The organism is Streptomyces sp. NPDC056061 (assembly GCF_042266885.1).
Lineage (GTDB): Bacteria > Actinomycetota > Actinomycetes > Streptomycetales > Streptomycetaceae > Streptomyces.
Genome location: NZ_JBHJWQ010000002.1, coordinates 298,717 through 315,795, shown reverse-complemented (window position 1 = coordinate 315,795; position 17,079 = coordinate 298,717). Strand labels below are relative to the sequence as shown.

Annotated in this window: 12 protein-coding genes; 8 read left to right on the top strand and 4 right to left on the bottom strand. The window is 70.3% G+C overall.

All coding sequences use genetic code 11. The annotated features are described in order from the left end of the window. The 6 genes from ACFC79_RS05450 to galE all read left to right on the top strand — a co-directional run. Positions 1 to 3,851 (top strand): Rne/Rng family ribonuclease (locus ACFC79_RS05450; protein WP_376235500.1); only part of this gene is annotated, 3,851 nt, incomplete at its 5' end. 427 nt (positions 3,852 to 4,278) lie between these two features. After that, complete coding sequence (locus ACFC79_RS05445; protein ID WP_376235498.1) at positions 4,279 to 5,403, top strand: DegT/DnrJ/EryC1/StrS family aminotransferase; 1,125 nt, start codon at positions 4,279 to 4,281, stop codon at positions 5,401 to 5,403. Continuing rightward, complete coding sequence (locus ACFC79_RS05440) at positions 5,400 to 6,422, top strand: Gfo/Idh/MocA family protein (RefSeq protein WP_376235495.1); 1,023 nt, start codon at positions 5,400 to 5,402, stop codon at positions 6,420 to 6,422. Before ACFC79_RS05445 ends, ACFC79_RS05440 begins: the two co-directional genes overlap by 4 nt. 66 nt (positions 6,423 to 6,488) lie before the next feature. Continuing rightward, positions 6,489 to 8,141: a glycosyltransferase family 2 protein gene (locus tag ACFC79_RS05435; RefSeq protein ID WP_376235493.1), complete on the top strand. Its 1,653-nt coding sequence runs from the start codon at positions 6,489 to 6,491 to the stop codon at positions 8,139 to 8,141. A gap of 2 nt (positions 8,142 to 8,143) precedes the next feature. Further along, positions 8,144 to 9,427 (top strand): nucleotide sugar dehydrogenase, encoded by a 1,284-nt coding sequence (locus ACFC79_RS05430; protein WP_376235490.1) that lies wholly within the window; start codon positions 8,144 to 8,146, stop codon positions 9,425 to 9,427. A gap of 3 nt (positions 9,428 to 9,430) precedes the next feature. After that, positions 9,431 to 10,411 carry a UDP-glucose 4-epimerase GalE gene (gene galE / locus ACFC79_RS05425; protein WP_376235488.1) on the top strand — a complete coding sequence of 327 codons (981 nt, stop codon included), beginning with the start codon at positions 9,431 to 9,433 and terminating at the stop codon, positions 10,409 to 10,411. Between the two features lie 112 nt (positions 10,412 to 10,523). Here the strand turns inward: galE and ACFC79_RS05420 are convergent, their stop codons facing one another. The 4 genes from ACFC79_RS05420 to ACFC79_RS05405 form a co-directional block, all read right to left on the bottom strand. Then, entirely contained in the window at positions 10,524 to 12,656 is a 2,133-nt protein-coding gene (locus tag ACFC79_RS05420; protein WP_376235485.1) for a glycosyltransferase, read from the bottom strand. Next, positions 12,653 to 13,975 (bottom strand): glycosyltransferase, encoded by a 1,323-nt coding sequence (locus ACFC79_RS05415; RefSeq protein ID WP_376235826.1) that lies wholly within the window; start codon positions 13,973 to 13,975, stop codon positions 12,653 to 12,655. The genes ACFC79_RS05420 and ACFC79_RS05415 overlap by 4 nt, the downstream gene beginning before the upstream one ends. A 165-nt stretch (positions 13,976 to 14,140) precedes the next feature. Next, positions 14,141 to 15,244, bottom strand: a complete 1,104-nt coding sequence (gene wecB, locus ACFC79_RS05410) for a non-hydrolyzing UDP-N-acetylglucosamine 2-epimerase (RefSeq protein WP_376235483.1) — start codon at positions 15,242 to 15,244, stop codon at positions 14,141 to 14,143. 180 nt (positions 15,245 to 15,424) lie between these two features. Continuing rightward, positions 15,425 to 16,021, bottom strand: a complete 597-nt coding sequence (locus ACFC79_RS05405; RefSeq protein ID WP_376235481.1) for an acyltransferase — start codon at positions 16,019 to 16,021, stop codon at positions 15,425 to 15,427. 414 nt (positions 16,022 to 16,435) lie between these two features. Here ACFC79_RS05405 and rplU point away from each other — a divergent pair, with 414 nt between their 5' ends. Continuing rightward, positions 16,436 to 16,756, top strand: a complete 321-nt coding sequence (gene rplU, locus ACFC79_RS05400) for a 50S ribosomal protein L21 (RefSeq protein WP_045947825.1) — start codon at positions 16,436 to 16,438, stop codon at positions 16,754 to 16,756. A 14-nt stretch (positions 16,757 to 16,770) separates the two neighbouring features. Beyond that, positions 16,771 to 17,028, top strand: coding sequence for a 50S ribosomal protein L27 (rpmA, locus tag ACFC79_RS05395; protein ID WP_376235479.1), 258 nt, complete (start codon positions 16,771 to 16,773; stop codon positions 17,026 to 17,028). The last annotated feature ends 51 nt before the right edge of the window (positions 17,029 to 17,079 follow it).

Sequence of the window (17,079 nt, the reverse complement as noted above, 5' to 3'; positions counted from 1 at the left end):
CGGCCGTGACCGAGGCCGAGGTCGTCGAGGCGCCGCCGGCGCGTCCGCGTCGTCGTGCCGTGCGCAAGGCGACGGCTCCGGCGGGTGCGCCGAAGGCTGCCGAGACTGTCGAAGCCGTTGAGGCCGTGGTCGAGCCGGTGGTGGCGGAGGCCGTGACCGAGGCCGAGGTCGTCGAGGCGCCGCCGGCGCGTCCGCGTCGTCGTGCCGTGCGCAAGGCGACGGCTCCGGCGGGTGCGCCGAAGGCCGCCGAGGCCGTCGAAGCCGTCGAGGCCGTGGAACCCGCCCGCGCAGTCGAGAGCGCCGAGGAGGAGGCCCCCGTGGCGGCCGCCGAGTCCGCGCCGCGCGGACGCACCCGGCGCAGGGCATCGGCCCCGGCGGGCGCCCCGCAGCCCGCCGCGGCGGTGACCGAGCCCGCCGCGCCCACGGCGGAAGCCGCCGCCGAGGATGCCGAGGAGGAGGCCGCTGAGGCAGCGGCCGAGGCCGAGACCGCTCCGGAGCCGGAGGCCGCGCCGTCGGCGCGTCCGCGTCGTCGTGCCGTGCGCAAGGCGACCGCTCCCGCGGGCGCCCCGAAGGCCGCGGAGACCCCCCGGACCGACGAGGCCGTCACCGAGACCGCGGAGGGCCGCACCGAGTCCGGTACGCCGGAGCCGGCCGAGGCCGAGGAAGCCGCACCGCACGGCCGTCGGCGTCGTCGTGCCACCGCTCCCGCGGGCCGGCCCGAGTTCACCGCCCAGGACGAGGAGCCGGCGCGCAAGGGCCGTCGCGCGGCTCGGCCCGCCGTCGCCGTGTTCCAGGCACCGGTCTTCACCGAGCCCATGTTCCAGACGCCGGAGACCGCCGCTGCCGCTGCCGCCGCTTCGCGTCACACGGAGACCGTGGAGACCGCGGAGGCCGAGGAGGAGACGGCCGAGGCGCAGCCGGCCGCCGTCGAGTCCGCGCCGCAGACCGGTTCGCGTCGCCGTCGCCGCCGCCGCGGTGAGGCCGCCGAGGCCGTCGAGGCGGAGCAGGCGGCCCCGGTGGTCGAGGAGCACGTCGAGCACGAGGCCGAGCACGAGGTCGAGGAGCACGTCGAGCACGAGGCAGAGCACGAGGGCGAGGAGACCGACGAGTACGGGGACCGCCCCGCACGCCGTCGCCGCCGCGGAGGCCGCCGCCGCCGTCGGGGCGAGAATAACGAGGGTGACGAGACCCTGGAGCAGCACGGCGAGGAGGCCGGCACCGAGCCCGCCGACCACGCCGAGGACGAGCACGAGGGCGCCCCGGAGACCGAGGAGGAGGGGGACGCGGAGCACGAGGCGTCCGCCTCCGGCACGAGCAGCAGCCGCCGTCGTCGTCGCCGCCGTCGCCGCAGCGGTGACGCGACCGCCGACATCGAGGCCGGCACGGACGACCCGGAGCGCACGGTCGTCAAGGTCCGCGAGCCCCGCAAGAAGGAGGAGCGGGAGCCGGGCACGGGCTTCGACGAGGTCCAGTCCATCAAGGGCTCGACCCGGATGGAGGCGAAGAAGCAGCGCCGTCGCGAGGGGCGCGAGCAGGGCCGCCGCCGCGTGCCGATCATCACCGAGGCCGAGTTCCTGGCCCGCCGCGAGGCGGTGGAGCGGGTCATGGTCGTCCGCCAGAGCGGCGAGCGCACCCAGATCGGCGTTCTCGAGGACAACGTGCTCGTCGAGCACTACGTCAACAAGGAGCAGGCGACCAGCTACGTCGGCAACGTCTACCTGGGCAAGGTGCAGAACGTACTGCCGTCCATGGAGGCCGCCTTCGTCGACATCGGCAAGGGCCGCAACGCCGTGCTCTACGCGGGCGAGGTGAACTTCGAGGCGCTCGGCATGGCCCATGGCCCGCGCCGCATCGAGACCGCGCTCAAGTCCGGCCAGTCCGTCCTCGTCCAGGTGACCAAGGACCCGATCGGCCACAAGGGCGCCCGTCTGACCAGCCAGGTCTCGCTGCCCGGCCGTTACCTGGTCTATGTGCCCGAGGGCTCGATGACCGGCATCAGCCGCAAGCTGCCCGACACCGAGCGGGCCCGGCTGAAGACCATCCTGAAGAAGATCGTTCCCGAGGACGCGGGCGTCATCGTCCGCACCGCGGCGGAGGGCGCGAGCGAGGACGAGCTGCGCCGCGACGTCGAGCGCCTCCAGCAGCAGTGGGAGGAGATCCGGAAGAAGTCCAGGAGCACCGGCAGTTCCAACGCGCCGACGCTGCTCTACGGTGAGCCGGACATGACCGTCCGGGTCGTCCGCGACATCTTCAACGAGGACTTCTCCAAGGTCATCGTCAGCGGCGACGAGGCGTGGGACACCATCCACGGCTATGTCTCGCAGGTGGCACCGGACCTGACGGGCCGTCTGTCGCGCTGGACCTCCGAGGTCGACATCTTCGCGACGTACCGGATCGACGAGCAGCTGATGAAGGCGCTGGACCGCAAGGTCTATCTGCCGAGCGGCGGCTCGCTGGTGATCGACAAGACCGAGGCGATGGTCGTCGTCGACGTCAACACCGGCAAGTTCACCGGGCAGGGCGGCAACCTTGAGGAGACCGTCACCAAGAACAACCTGGAGGCGGCCGAGGAGATCGTGCGTCAGCTGCGGCTGCGCGACCTCGGTGGCATCGTGGTCGTCGACTTCATCGACATGGTGCTGGAGTCCAACCGGGACCTGGTGCTGCGGCGTCTGCTGGAGTGCCTGGGACGCGACCGTACGAAGCACCAGGTCGCCGAGGTGACCTCGCTGGGTCTGGTCCAGATGACCCGCAAGCGGGTGGGCCAGGGGCTGCTGGAGTCCTTCTCCGAGTCCTGTGTCCACTGCAACGGACGCGGTGTGATCGTGCACATGGAGCAGCCGACGTCGGCCGGTGGCGGCGGCAACGGCAAGCGCTCCAAGAAGCGCGGCCGCGGCGCGGGCCACGACCACGAGCACGTGGCGGAGATCGTGGCGGAGACCGCCGCGACCGAGGCCGCTGTCGAGACCGAGGCCGAGGTCGCTGCCGAGGTGGCCGCCCCGGTGGCGCTGCCCGAGCCGGAGTTCGCCCCGGACGAGGAGCTGTACAGCAGCGCCGCCGAGGCCGAGGAGGCTGCCTCGCGCGGCCGTGGCCGCCGCCGCGCGACCCGCAAGGCGTCGGCACCCGCCGGTGCCCCGAAGGCCGCGGCGGCTCCCGCCCCGACGGCCGAGCCGGAGCCGGTCGTGGCCGCGGAGACCGAGCCGGTGGTGGAGGCCGAGCCGGCCGCTGCCGAGGCCCCCGCGGTCGAGGCCCCGCAGGCACGCACGCGTCGGCGGGCGACCCGGAAGGCGACCGCCCCGGCGGGCTCGCCGGCCCCGGCCGAGCCGGTCGAGGACGTGGCGACGGTGGTGGTCCCGGCCGCCGCCGAGGCCCCGGTGGCCGAGGCCGCACAGCCCGAGGCGGCGACGGAGGAGGTCGTCCCCGAGGCGGCTCCGCCGCGCGTCCGCCGCCGGGTGACCCGCAAGGTCACCGCCCCCGCTGGTTCGCCGACGGGTGCGGGTGCGGCGGAGGTCGTCGTGGTGACCGGTTCCACCGGGGCGGAGTCCGACGCCGCCCCGGCGCCCGCCGCCGAGCCGAGCGGGGCCGTCGAGTCCCCGGCGGCGCCGGAGGACGAGGCGCCGGCAGCCGAGGCACCGGCCAAGAAGGCGGCCCGCAAGACCGCCAAGAAGGCCACGGCCAAGAAGGCGGCCACGAAGAAGGCCACGACCACGGCCAAGAAGACCGTCGCCAAGAAGACGACGGCCAAGAAGGCCACGGCCAAGAAGACGACGGCGAAGAAGGCGGCGGCGAAGAAGACGGTCGCGGCCGAGCAGTCGGCGCAGCCCTCCGTGTCGGTCGACACCGAGAGCTGACCCGGGGCCGTCGGACCCTGTCGGAAGAGGCGCGAGCCCGTGCGCGGGCCCGCGCCTCTTCGGTGGGTGAGAGGCGGGTGACAGGCAGGTGTCGGGCGAGTGTCCGGTGGGTGCGGGGCGTGTGGACGGTGCCTCATCGGCCCTGACCTGAACGAAACTTGCTGTGAAAATCCTGATAATGTGACGCGGCTGACGTCGAATAGGGCATTCCTGAGCGTGCTCACGAGGATGCTCATCGGTACGGCGGCCCGCTTTCGGCAGGACGGACCACCCTCCGCAACTCAGGTGTGACACTCCCTGGGTCAAAGGGTGATTTGAACGCAATATATTGATACAGAATCGGCAATGCGCCGAGGCGGCGGAACCACGTGCCGGTATCGCACGTCCTTGGAGTCGCCGGTAACAGCTCTTGCGGTGTTCAAGGAGGATGTCCATGTCGAGCGACCCCAGGGAAACCATCCCTGCTGCCCGGCCGGCGATCGGTGACGAAGAGATCGAGGCCGTGGTGCGCGTGATGCGCAGCGGTCGCGTCGTGCAGGGCCCGGAGGTCGCGGCCTTCGAGGAGGGCTTCTCGGAACTCGTCGCCGGACGCCACTGCGTCGCGGTGAATTCCGGTACCTCCGCGCTGCACCTGCTGCTGCTCGCCCTCGGGATCGGCCCCGGTGACGAGGTCATCGTCCCGTCGTTCTCCTTCGCGGCCTCCGCCAACGCCGTCCGGCTGGTCGGTGCCGACGTGGTCTTCGCCGACATCGAGCCCGGCAGCTTCGGTCTGGACCCGGCCGCCGTCGAGGCGGCCATCACGCCCCGCACGGCGGCGATCATGCCGGTGCACCTGTACGGTCACCCGGCGGCGATGGACAGGATCATGGCCATCGCCGAGAAGCACAAGCTCTCCGTGGTCGAGGACGCCTGCCAGGCGCACGCCGCCGCGCTGAACGGCACCCCGGTCGGCAGCTTCGGCGCCGGCGGAACGTTCAGCTTCTACCCCACCAAGAACATGCACTCCCTTGAAGGCGGCATGATCTCCACGGCCGACGCCGAGATCGCCCGCACCCTGAGGCTGCTGCGCAACCAGGGCATGGAGCAGCGGTACGCCAACGAGATCGTCGGCGCCAACATGCGCATGACGGACGTGGCCGCGGCCGTCGGTCGTGTCCAGCTGACCAAGCTGGCCGGCTGGACCGAGCGCCGCCAGGCGAACGCCGCCTTCCTCGACGCCCACATCACCGCCCCGAACGTCACGACGCCGCCGGTCGCCGAGGGCGCCCGGCACGTCTACCACCAGTACACGATCCGGGTGCGGGGCGACCGCGACGCCGCGATGGCCGCGCTCACCGAGGCGGGCATCGGCAACGCCGTCTACTACCCGACCCCGATCCACCGGCTCAAGCCGTACTGGGAGCCGGACCAGAAGGCCGGCCGGACCTGGGACCTGCCCGAGACCGAGCGCGCCGCGGCCGAGGTCGTCTCGCTGCCGGTCCACCCGGCCCTCGGCCAGGGCGACCTGGAGCGAATCGCCGACGCCGTGAACGCACTGGGGGAGAACCTGTGACCACCGCACAGCTGCGGGCCGGGCTCGTCGGCCTGGGCTCCATGGGCCGCCACCACGCCCGCGTCCTCGCCGGGCTCGACGGCGTGACCCTCGTCGGCGTCGTCGACCCGATGGGCGACAAGAACGGCTGGGCGCAGGGCGCCCCCGTGCTGTCCACCGTCGACGAGCTCATCGCGCTCGGCGTCGACTACGCGGTCGTGGCCTGCCCCACCGCGCTGCACGAGCAGGTCGGCCTCCAACTTGCCGAGGCCGGTGTCTGCGCGCTGATCGAGAAGCCGGTCGCCGACACCGTCGAGGGCGCCCGCCGCCTCGTCGACGCCTTCGAGTCGCGCGGCCTGGTCGCCGGCGTCGGCCACATCGAGCGCTGCAACCCGGCGCTGCGCTCGCTGCGCACGCGCCTGGAGGCCGGCGAACTCGGCGACGTGTACCAGGTCGTCACCCGTCGCCAGGGTCCGTTCCCGCACCGGATAGCCGATGTCGGCGTGGTCAAGGACCTCGCCACCCACGACATCGACCTGACCGGCTGGGTGACGGGCCAGACCTACACGTCCATCGCCGCCCACACCGTCTCGAAGTCCGGCCGCCCGCACGAGGACATGGTCTCCGCCGTGGGACAGCTCTCCGACGGAACCATGGTCAACCACCTGGTGAACTGGCTGAGCCCGCTCAAGGAGCGCTTCACCTCGGTCACCGGCGAGCGCGGCACCTTCATCGCCGACACCCTCACCGCGGACCTCACCTTCCACTCCAACGCCGCCGTGGCCACCGAGTGGGAGGCGCTCCAGGCATTCCGGGGCGTCTCCGAGGGGGACATGATCCGCTACGCGATCCCGAAGCGCGAGCCGCTGCTCGTCGAGCACGAGCTGTTCCGGGACGCGGTACTGGGCGTCTCCAAGGACATCTGCACGCTGGCGGAGGGGCTGCGTACGGTGGAAGTGGCCGCCGCGATACTCGAGTCGGCCAGGACAGGACGCACCATCACGACTTCCACAGGGGAGCCCGTCGCAGATGGCGCATGAGCGCGGCACGAGGCCGCTCCCCCGACGGATGGGCACATCCGTCGAGAGCTGCACCGAGGTGACCGAGTGACCGGCAATCCCGATCCCTCTCCTGCTCCCGATGTCACGGTTGTCGTGGCCGTGTACAACACCATGCCCTACCTGACCGAGTGTCTGAACTCGCTGGTGGGACAGTCGATCGGGCTCGACCGGATCGAAGTCGTGGCGGTCGACGACGGCTCGACGGACGAAAGCGGTGCCGAACTCGACCGGTTCGCCGAGCGGTACCCCGGCACGGTCAAGGTCGTCCACCAGACCAATTCCGGTGGCCCTGCGATGCCCAGCAACCGGGCGCTGGAACTGGCCACCGGCAGATACGTCTACTTCATCGGTTCCGACGACTACCTGGGCGAGGAGGCGCTGGAACGACTGGTGTCCTGCGCCGACGCCAACGGTTCCGATGTGGTCGTCGGCAAGATGGTCGGTACCAACGGCCGCTATGTGCGCCAGTCGCTCTACAAGACCAGCGACTTGGACGTCAGCCTCTACGGTCCCGAACTGCCCTTCGCCCTGGCCAACACCAAGCTGTTCCGGCGCGACATGGTGGAGAAGCACAAGTTGCGCTTCTCCGAGGACCTGCCGGTCGGCAGCGACCAGCCCTTCACCATCGAGGCGTGCGTCCGGGCCCGCCGGATATCCGTGGTCGCCGACTACACCTGCTACTACGCGGTGAAGCGCGGGGACTCCAGCAACATCACCTACCGTGCCAATCACCTCTCGCGGCTGCGCTGCACCGGTGTCATCATGGATCACGCGGCCGGGCTGATCGAGGCAGGGCCGAAGCGGGACGCCGTTCTCAAGCGCCATTTCACCTGGGAGCTCTCCAAGCTCATCCAGGACGATTTCGTGGATCTCGACGACGGGACGAAGCGCGAGATCTGCGCCGGCATAGCGCGGCTTGCCGACTCCTATCTGACGGACCCGTTGAGCGACGGGCTTCCGGTCAAGCTGCGGGCACGGCTCCGGCTGGCCCAGCACGGTGCCGTGGACGCACTCTGCCGGGCCATCAGCGACGAGGCGGAACACGGGGCACCCCCCTTCCACCTGGAGAACGGCCGGGCCTTCGCCCGGTACCCCGGATTTCGCGACGCTGCGCTGGAACTGCCCGACCGCTGTTTCGAACTGGTCGGGGAGAGGGTCCCCGGGCGCCTGGCGGACCGGACACGGCTGATCGAGGCGGAATGGGTTCAGGCCGGTGACCGACTCTCACTCGCACTGACGGCGAGTGTGGGTGTCGTCGGTGAGACCGGCTCCCTGGTGGTGCGTCTCGTCGAGGGCGCCATGCCCAAGAGTGCCGACAAGGCTCGTGCCCGCCGACTGCCGGACGGCCACCAACTGCCGTCCGTCACCGGAGAGTTCGCCCGCGAGGTCATGCCCGACGGTGACGGCACCCTGCTGCGGGCCCTGATCCCCCTGGAGCCGCGCAAGGCCAAACGCGGCCTCCGCGTCTTCGTGGACGTGGCCGGGGACACGTACGAGATCCCGGTGCGGGGAGACGGCTTGCCCATGCCGCTGGCTCGTTGCTGGCACGGCGAGAAGAAGCCGTGCCGGGCGGCGGCACAGCTCAACCCCAAGGGGCGCGTGGTCATCAGCACCGGCCCGCTCCATCTGCTCCAGAAGCCGCTGGCCTCGCGGCTGCGATCCCGACTGATCCGCGTCATGCGCTCCAAGAGGAAGTAACCATGAACATCTGTGTAGTCGCCCTCGGCAAGATCGGTCTGCCGCTCGCCGTGCAGTTCGCGGCCAAGGGCCACCGGGTGATCGGTGCCGACGTCAACGAGAAGGTCGTGGAGCTGGTCAACGCCGGCGTCGAGCCGTTCCCCGGCGAGCACGACCTCGACATCAAGCTCAAGGAGACCGTCGAGGCCGGGCTGCTGAGCGCCACGACGGACACGGCGGCGGCGGTGGCCGAGTCCGAGGCCGTCGTGGTCGTCGTCCCGCTCTTCGTGGACGCCGAGGGAACGCCCGACTTCGGCTGGATGGACTCCGCGACCAGGGCGATCGCCGCCGGTCTCAAGCCCGGCACGCTGGTCAGCTACGAGACCACACTGCCGGTCGGCACCACCCGCACCCGCTGGGCTCCGATGCTCGAAGAGGGTTCCGGCCTCAAGCCGGGCGAGGACTTCCATCTGGTGTTCTCCCCGGAACGCGTGCTCACCGGCCGGGTCTTCGCGGATCTGCGCCGGTACCCGAAGCTGGTCGGCGGGATTGACGAGGCATCCACCGCGCACGGCGTCGCGTTCTACGAGTCGGTCCTGGACTTCGACGACCGCACCGACCTTCCGCGGGCCAACGGCGTCTGGGACCTGGGTACTTCGGAGGCTTCCGAGCTCGCCAAGCTCGCCGAGACGACCTATCGGGACGTCAACATCGGCCTGGCGAACCAGTTCGCCCGCTTCGCCGACCAGCAGAACATCGACGTCCTCAAGGTCATCGAGGCCTGCAACTCGCAGCCGTACAGCCACATCCACCAGCCGGGCATCGCCGTCGGCGGCCACTGCATCCCGATCTACCCGCGGATGTACCTGTGGAACGACCCCTCGGCGACCGTGGTGCGTTCGGCGCGAGAGGCCAACGCGGCAATGCCCGAGTACGCGGTCGACCTGCTGGCCGCCGCCTACGGCGACCTGGACGGGGTGGGCGTGCTGGTGCTGGGTGCGGCCTACCGCGGCGGCGTGAAGGAGACGGCGTTCTCCGGTGTCTTCGCGACCGTCGAGGCGCTGAAGGCGCGTGGCGCGGTGCCGTTCGTCTCCGACCCGATGTACACGTCCGAGGAACTCGCCGCGCACGGCCTCGTCCCGCACGAGGGCCAGACCGTCACCGCCGCGATCCTCCAGGCCGACCACGCCGAGTACCGCGAGCTGGCCGCCGTCGACCTCCCGGACGTCCGGGTCCTTGTCGACGGCCGTCGCACCACGGACCCGGCCCGCTGGGAAGGCGTCCGCCGCGTCGTCATCGGCGGCTGACCGATGACCTGGCTGATCACAGGCGGAGCGGGCTACATCGGCTCGCACGTGACGAAGGCGATGGCCGATGCCGGCCGCCGGGTCGTCGTCCTGGACGACCTGAGCACGGGCACTGCCGACCGGCTGCCGGACGGCGTGCCGCTGGAGGTCGGCTCGGTCCTGGACCGCGACCTGCTGGACCGGGTGATCCGGCAGTACGACATCGGCGGGATTCTCCACATCGCGGGAAAGAAGCAGGTCGCGGAGTCCGTCGAGAAGCCGTTGTTCTACTACCGCGAGAACGTCGACGGACTGCGGGTGGTACTCGACGCGGCGGTCGCGGCAGGCGTGGGCCGCTTCCTCTTCTCGTCCTCCGCGGCCGTGTACGGAATGCCGGACGTGGACCTGGTCACCGAAGAGACGCCGTGCCTGCCCATGAGCCCCTACGGGGAGACGAAGCTGGCCGGGGAGTGGCTGGTGTCGGCCACGGGCCGGGCCCATGCCATGGCCACGGTGTCGCTGCGCTATTTCAACGTGGCGGGGGCGGTATCGCCCGAACTGGGCGACGACGGCATCTTCAACCTGGTGCCCATGGTGTTCGAGAGGCTCACTGCTGGCCAGGCTCCGCTCGTCTTCGGTGATGACTACACCACGCCGGACGGCACGTGCGTCCGTGACTACATTCACGTCGAGGATGTCGCGACGGCCCATGTGGCCGCCGTGGCACGGCTGGAGGACGATCCGTCGGCCTCGCTCGTGCTGAACATCGGTCGCGGTGAGGGCGTGTCGGTCCATGACATGGTGACCGCGATCCGGAAGATCACCGGTCACGAGGACGTGGAGCCCGAGGCGCGGGCGCGGCGGGCGGGCGATCCCGCGAGGGTGGTCGCTTCCGCCGAGCTCATCCACCGGGAGCTGGGCTGGACCGCCCGGCACGACATCCGGGCGATGGTGGCATCGGCCTGGGCCGGATGGTGTCTCCGCCATCCCGAGGCGTCGGCCTGACCGTTCGGGAACAGGGCGAAGGGCCCCTCCCCCCCACGAACTCGATGTGGGGGAGGGGCCCTTCGCCTCATGCGGGGGTCCGGTTCCCGACCGGACCGGGAACCGGATCGGCTCAGCCCCGGTCGAGGAACACCTCGTCGAAGTGGTTCTGCACGACGGACCAGTCCCACGTCGAGACCGCGTGGTCGGAGGCCGCCCGACCGGCACTCTCCCAGGCGCTCTCGGTGGCGGTCACCTCCAGAACGCGTTCCGCCGCTTCCTCGGGGGACGCCACGACCCATCCCTTGGGGTAGAGCGTGCGCGCGCTGTTGGCCTGACCGGAGTAGAACGGCCAGTCGCGGACCACGGGGACCGCGGCACTTGCGGCGCCCTCCATCAGACCCACGTGGCAGCCCTCGCGCACCGAGGAACTGAGGATCACGCCGATGTCCGTCAACGCGGCGGGCACATCGTCCGTGGGTCCGAGCCGCACCACCGCTCCGGACTCGACGAGCGGTTCCAGCTCCTTCTCGAACTGCTTCCGGTAGTCCTTCGTGGCCCTGCTCGTCTTGGGGTCCATGTCGTTGCCCACCAGCAGCAGCCGGTAGCGCTCGTCCTGCTTGCGCAGGCGCTTCAGCACATCCACGGCCCACAGCGGGTCCTTCGCCACCTGGCTGACACCGATCAGACCGAGATTGAAGCGGGCCTCGGCGGACTTCGGGCGGACGAAGCCCGAGAGCTCCATGGCGTTGTCCAGGATGTGCATGCGCGGCGCGTCGTCGCCCCGCAGCTGGGGAACGAGGGACTTCACCAGGTCCTGGACATGAGGAGCGACGAAGACGAGATCATCGATCCGTGAGAAATCGGTCATGTGGGGCCAGCGGGTGAACGCCTCGTAGCTGTGCAGCCGTACCACGATCTTGGTGTCGCCGGGATCGATGGTGGTGAGCATCGCCGCCGGTCCGACCGACCAGTCGAGGAACACGACGTCGGCCCAGTCCAGATGAGGACGCATCAGCCGTTCGACATCCGCCTGGTAGGTGGATGTGCCGTCGGCCAGCCGGTCCTCCAGGACGCGCCGTCCGGCCCAGGCTATCTGCTTGAGCTGCCTCTGCGCGGCGAGGTCCAGGAACCGGAACTCGACCTGAGGATGGTTGCCGTAGCGGGCGAGGATGTGGTGCAGGAAGTTGACGTTGGCGCTGGTGGTCACCAGAAGGCGCAGCGGCCGGTCGGCGGGGACGGGGGCCGGCGGCTGCTTCCTGCCCCGCGGCCGGGAGACCGCGCGGAATGCCTCGGAGCGGCGCAGACGCGCCATGAACTTCTGCGCGTCCTCCGCGATCGGCGAACTCAGCTGGTCGATGTGCAGGACACGGTGGAAGTGCAGCGACAGGGCCCGGTTCAGGGCCTCGGACGCGGCCTCGTGGTCGCCCTTGGCATACCGCTCGTCGGCGTGCAACAGATGTGCGTCGACGGCCTTGCCGAGGTCGCGCGGGCTGATGCCCTTGGCGATCTCGGTCATCACGCCTTCGTGGAAGAGGTCGGCCCTCAGCGCGAGATCGGGGATCTTCGAAGCGGCGGAGGTGAGAGCTATGGCCGCACCACTGGTGCGTCCGGCCCACTGCATGCCCTCTGCCACGTAGCGGGAAGTGGCGGCCCGCACGTTGTCCGGGATGCCCGGCACGACCGTGGCGGAACGCCACAGCCTGGCGCCGACGGCGGAGCGCATCACGGGCCGGGCGGTGGCGGCACGCATCACGGTGGCGGGGACGCCGTCGAGGGAGCGGCGTACGTCGCGGGCCACGACACCGAGCGGCGGGAGGAGGTTCTGACGGGCGCCGCCCGCCGACTGGCGCAGCTTGTCCAGCGCCTTGAGCGCCGGGGCGAAACCGAAGTGCGCCTCCGCCGTGGTGTTGTACTGGGCCAGGCGCCACACGGTGTAGACAGCACCGGGGTCCAGCGCCACGAACACCTGCGCCTTGCGGGCGTGCTGTCGCAGCCACCGGTCCCGGCTCGACTGCATCCACGCCCGCATGCCGGCGGGCGACTTCTTGGCCTTGCGGCGCATGACGGAACTGCGTGCGGCCAGATTGTGCGGCAGCTGGTGCAGGCCGTTCAGTCCCACCTGCGAGAGTTCTTCCGCGATCGGTGCCATCCGGAACGTTCCGGCCAGGTACACATTCGCGCCGCGGTCGCGGAACGTACGCACGGAGTCGGTGAGCACACCGAGCTGTGGTCTGCTGGTGGCGATGAGCAGGACGTCGGTCACGACGCGGGTCCTCCCGGAACGAACGACGTTTGGGCGAGGGATGCCGTGCCCGCCGAGTCGGTTTCTGCGGCTCGGTCCGTGGCCAACTGTTCGATCAGTTCCTTGACGGCGACGGTCATGAGCGATTCGCGGGTGAACTGGTCGGCGTGGGTCATCGCCTCGGCGTGGACCTCTTCGTTCGTGTCCGCCGCCATGTGCGCGGCTCGGACGAACGACTGGGCCAGGGCTTCCTCGTCGAGACCGACGGCGCCGGTCCACAGGGGGTGGCCGTCGAGAACGTTCGACGCGTCGTGCTCGACGACGTGCGCCGACACGATCGGCAGGCCGGTGGCCATGTACTCGTACACCTTGCCGGAGGTCACATAGCGTCCGCCGATCAGGATGAGGACCATCGCGTCCCAGCGGGCATAGATGGAGGCGACTTCCGCCTTGGCGGCGGGGCCGCCGAAGTGGACGTCGTCGGCCTCCGCCTGCTTGAGGATCTCCACGTGGCGGTTGCTGCCTCGGCTGGATCCCGCACCGATGTGGCCACGGACCTCGAACCGGGCGTTGGCCAGCAACGGCTCCTGCTCACGTGCCGCACGCCAGGCGTTGAGCACGGTCTCCAGGTGCTGGGCCGTGAAGTTCACGGTGCCCAGGTATCCGAAGACGAGACCGGCGTCCGGGTCCGCCCGGTGCACCCGGTTGGGAGAGCTGTCGGCGTCGTAGCCGTTGCGCACGACACGGACGCGGTCGGCGAAATCCGGGTAGCGCGTCCGGTAGTGCTCCGCGATCGGGTCGTTGACCACCCAGAGCGACACCGCGTGGTCGAGGATCTTCTGTTCCCAGCGACCGAGTTCCGAGTCGCGGGAAAACGCCTCGATGCCCTCGACCACGTCGATGGACCATCCGTCACGGAAGTCGACCGCGTACGGAACCCGGGCCTCCTCCCACAGCTTCCAGGCCGCGGCGAGGTTCACGTACGGGACGCAGCTGGCCAGCAGGAGATCCGCGGGGTGGTCCCGGTGGATGTCCAGAACCGCCTGCTCCAGGTCCCCGCGCCACGAGCCGAAGGTCGGCTCGGGGAAGTGGGCCATCTGGCGTCTGCGCAGATCGTTCATCCACGCCACCGGCTGGAGGGCCCGCGCCTCGTCGAAGAGGCGGATGTCCGTCTCCAGGTCCTCGCGGGCGATGGGCAGTTCGACAATCTTGACTCGCGGGTCGACCTGCTCGAGGAGCGTGAGGTCGACACCCGAGTCCCGCTCCCACGACTCCTGGGCGATGGTGACGACAGTCACGTCCCAGCCAGCGTTGGTGAACTGATTGGCGGTTTCACGCATGCGGTAGGCGCAACTCTTCGCCGCCGGCGGAAAGCCGATGGCCAGGTAGACCACATGAGGCCGCTCGGCCGCCGTGGGCAGCGCAAAACGGGGGGACACTGACATGATGGGTGACGCTAGCACGGTGACATGTACGGATGAGCGCCGTATCCGGCGCCGCACAGGTCATGCCTGCTGGCTGCCCCCTTTCCATTCTTCCAGGATGCGGACAACGTTCTCTGCGGCATGTCCGTCGCCGTACGGGGTTCCGGGATCAGCCGCCGGTGCGGCGCGCGTCACCGTGGCTGCCCACGCCGCCGGGTCCATGGTGTGCGGGTCCGGGACCAGGATGTTCCAGCCCGTCCGTACGGTCTCCACCCACTCCGTCTCGGGGCGGATCGTTGTGGTGATGCGCTTGAGGAGAAACGCTTCTTTCTGCAGGCCCCCGGAGTCCGTCACCACGCCCGAGGAAGCCAGCACGGCGGCGATCAGGCCCGCGTACGGGAGCGGCTCGCCGACGTGCACGGAGCCGCGGCCGAGTTCGATTCCGTGCGCTTCGGCGCGGGCGACCAGCCGCGGGTGCGCCAGCAGGGCGACCGGCAGGGGCAGTGCGGCCAGCGAGTCGATGATCGCGGCGAGCCGCTCGGGGTCGTCGGTGTTGTCGGGCCGGTGCAGCGTGGCCAGCAGGAAGGGCTTCGCCGCGTCGATGCCCTCGGGCAGCGCGGGTGCCGGATGGGCGCCCGCGGCGACACCGTCCCGGATGCGGAGGCAGATGTCGACCATGACGTCGCCCGCCAACTCGCTGCGCTCGGCAAGTCCTTCGGCCGCGAGGTGGCGCATGGCCTCGTCCGTCGGGGCCAGGAGCAGATCGGCGCAGTGGTCGGTCAGAACACGGTTGTGCTCCTCGGGCATCCGGCGGTTGAAGGACCGCAGTCCCGCTTCGAGGTGCGCGACGGGGAGATGCATCTTCACGGCCGACAGGGCACCGGCGATGGTGGAGTTGGTGTCCCCGTAGACCAGGACCCAGTCGGGCTTCTCGCGCTCCAGTACCGGGTCGAGCGCGGCGAGCACCGAACCGGTCTGCACGCCGTGGCTGCCCGAGCCGATCCCCAGATGGACGTCGGGTGCGGGGATGCCGAGGCCGTCGAAGAAGACATCGGACAGGTTCGCGTCATAGTGCTGTCCGGTGTGCACGATGACGTGCTCGTGCTTCGTACCTGCGAAGGCGGCCGAGATCGGTGCGAGCTTCACCAGTTGGGGACGGGCGCCGACGATGCTGATGACTTTCACAAAGCACTCTTCTTCTGGTTCAGGTCACAGATGGGGTGAGTCAGGCAATGGTATGTAATTGCCGGGGTGCGGGTGCGCCCGGCCGGTCCTGCGAACGGTTTCGGCGCCCGGTCCCGTCCGTTTCGGCGACGAGAGTCCGGGGGAACCGGTGGCCGGGGCGCCGGCCACGGGTGGGTGCGCTCAACGCGCGGTCAGTACGCCGTCCTTCTCCTCGTAAGCGGCACCGGTCCGGGGGCACTCCCAGGTACCGGGCGCGTCCTCGCGCTCGACCAGGCGGACCCCGCTGTGGCCGACCCAGCCGATCCGCCGGGCCGGCACGCCGACGACGAGGGCGAAGTCCGGCACGTCCTTGGTGACCACGGCACCCGCGGCAACCATGGCCCATCGGCCGATCCGCACGGGGGCGACGCAGACCGAACGGGCTCCGAGGGACGCGCCCTCCTCCACCCTGACGCCGACGGCCTCCCAGTCGCCGCCGCGCTTCTGGGTGCCGTCGGGGGCGACCGACCGCGGGTTGTGGTCGTTGGTGAGGACCACGGCGGGGCCGATGAAGACTCCGTCGCCGAGTTCCGCGGGCTCGTAGACCAGGGCGTAGTTCTGGATCTTGACGTTGTCCCCGATCCGGACCCCGGTGCCGACGTAGGCCCCGCGACCGATCACGCATGCCTGCCCGAGTCGGGCGCCTTCTCGGATCTGGGCGAGTTCCCAGACGCTGCTGCCTTCGCCGATTTCGGCGGATTCGTCGACCTGGGCGGTGGGCTGAACCCTGTACTTCACGTCTTTGCGCCTTCCGGGAGCTGATTCGCCCGGAAGCATAGAGCTCCCCGGCCCACCGTTCGTCGAACAATGCGACGGTCGGATGAACAGTGAGACGGCCAGATTACGCTTCGGGTTGCACGGGGCGCGGCAGCGCCGGTGCGGGGCCGGTCCGGTCCGGCGCCCGCGTCGTCCGCGACGGCGCCTTCGGCGGTCCCGGGCGGGCGGACGGGTACTCGGCCCGGTTTGACCCCCTCGGACCCCGGCCCGTACTCTTGGCCGTCGGCGTGTTCATGTGCGCCTGCCCTCCTGAGCACATCCCTCCCGGTGGCACGTCCCCGGGGGAGGCCGTTCGTCCTTCCGGACCGTCACGGGCCCCGGCCCGTGCGAGTGGCTGGCATCAGGGGATCCGTTCCGAGCGAGAGAGAGATCCGCGTGTACGCCATCGTGCGCAGCGGTGGCCGTCAGCACAAGGTTGCTGTCGGTGACATCGTTGAGGTTGACAAGATTTCCACTGCCAAGGTTGGCGACACGGTCGAGCTCTCGACCCTGCTCGTGGTCGACGGCGACGCCGTGACCAGCGACCCGTGGGTGCTGGCCGGGATCAAGGTCCAGGCCGAGGTCGTGGACCACCACAAGGGCGCGAAGATCGACATCCTTCGCTACAAGAACAAGACCGGCTACCGCCGCCGCCAGGGTCACCGTCAGCAGTACACGGCGATCAAGGTCACCGGTATCCCCACGGCTGCGAAGTAAGGGACTGAGGAGACATGGCACACAAGAAGGGCGCATCGTCCACCCGGAACGGTCGCGATTCCAACGCTCAGCGGCTCGGTGTGAAGCGCTTCGGCGGTCAGGCCGTCAACGCCGGTGAGATCCTGGTCCGCCAGCGCGGCACCCACTTCCACCCGGGCACGGGCGTCGGTCGCGGTGGCGACGACACGCTGTTCGCCCTCACCGCCGGTGCGGTCGAGTTCGGCACGCACCGTGGTCGCAAGGTCGTGAACATCGTTCCGATCGCCGGCTGATTTCCGGCGCTCGTCGAGCGGTTTCTGCGGAGGCGGACCTCACTTCCCCCA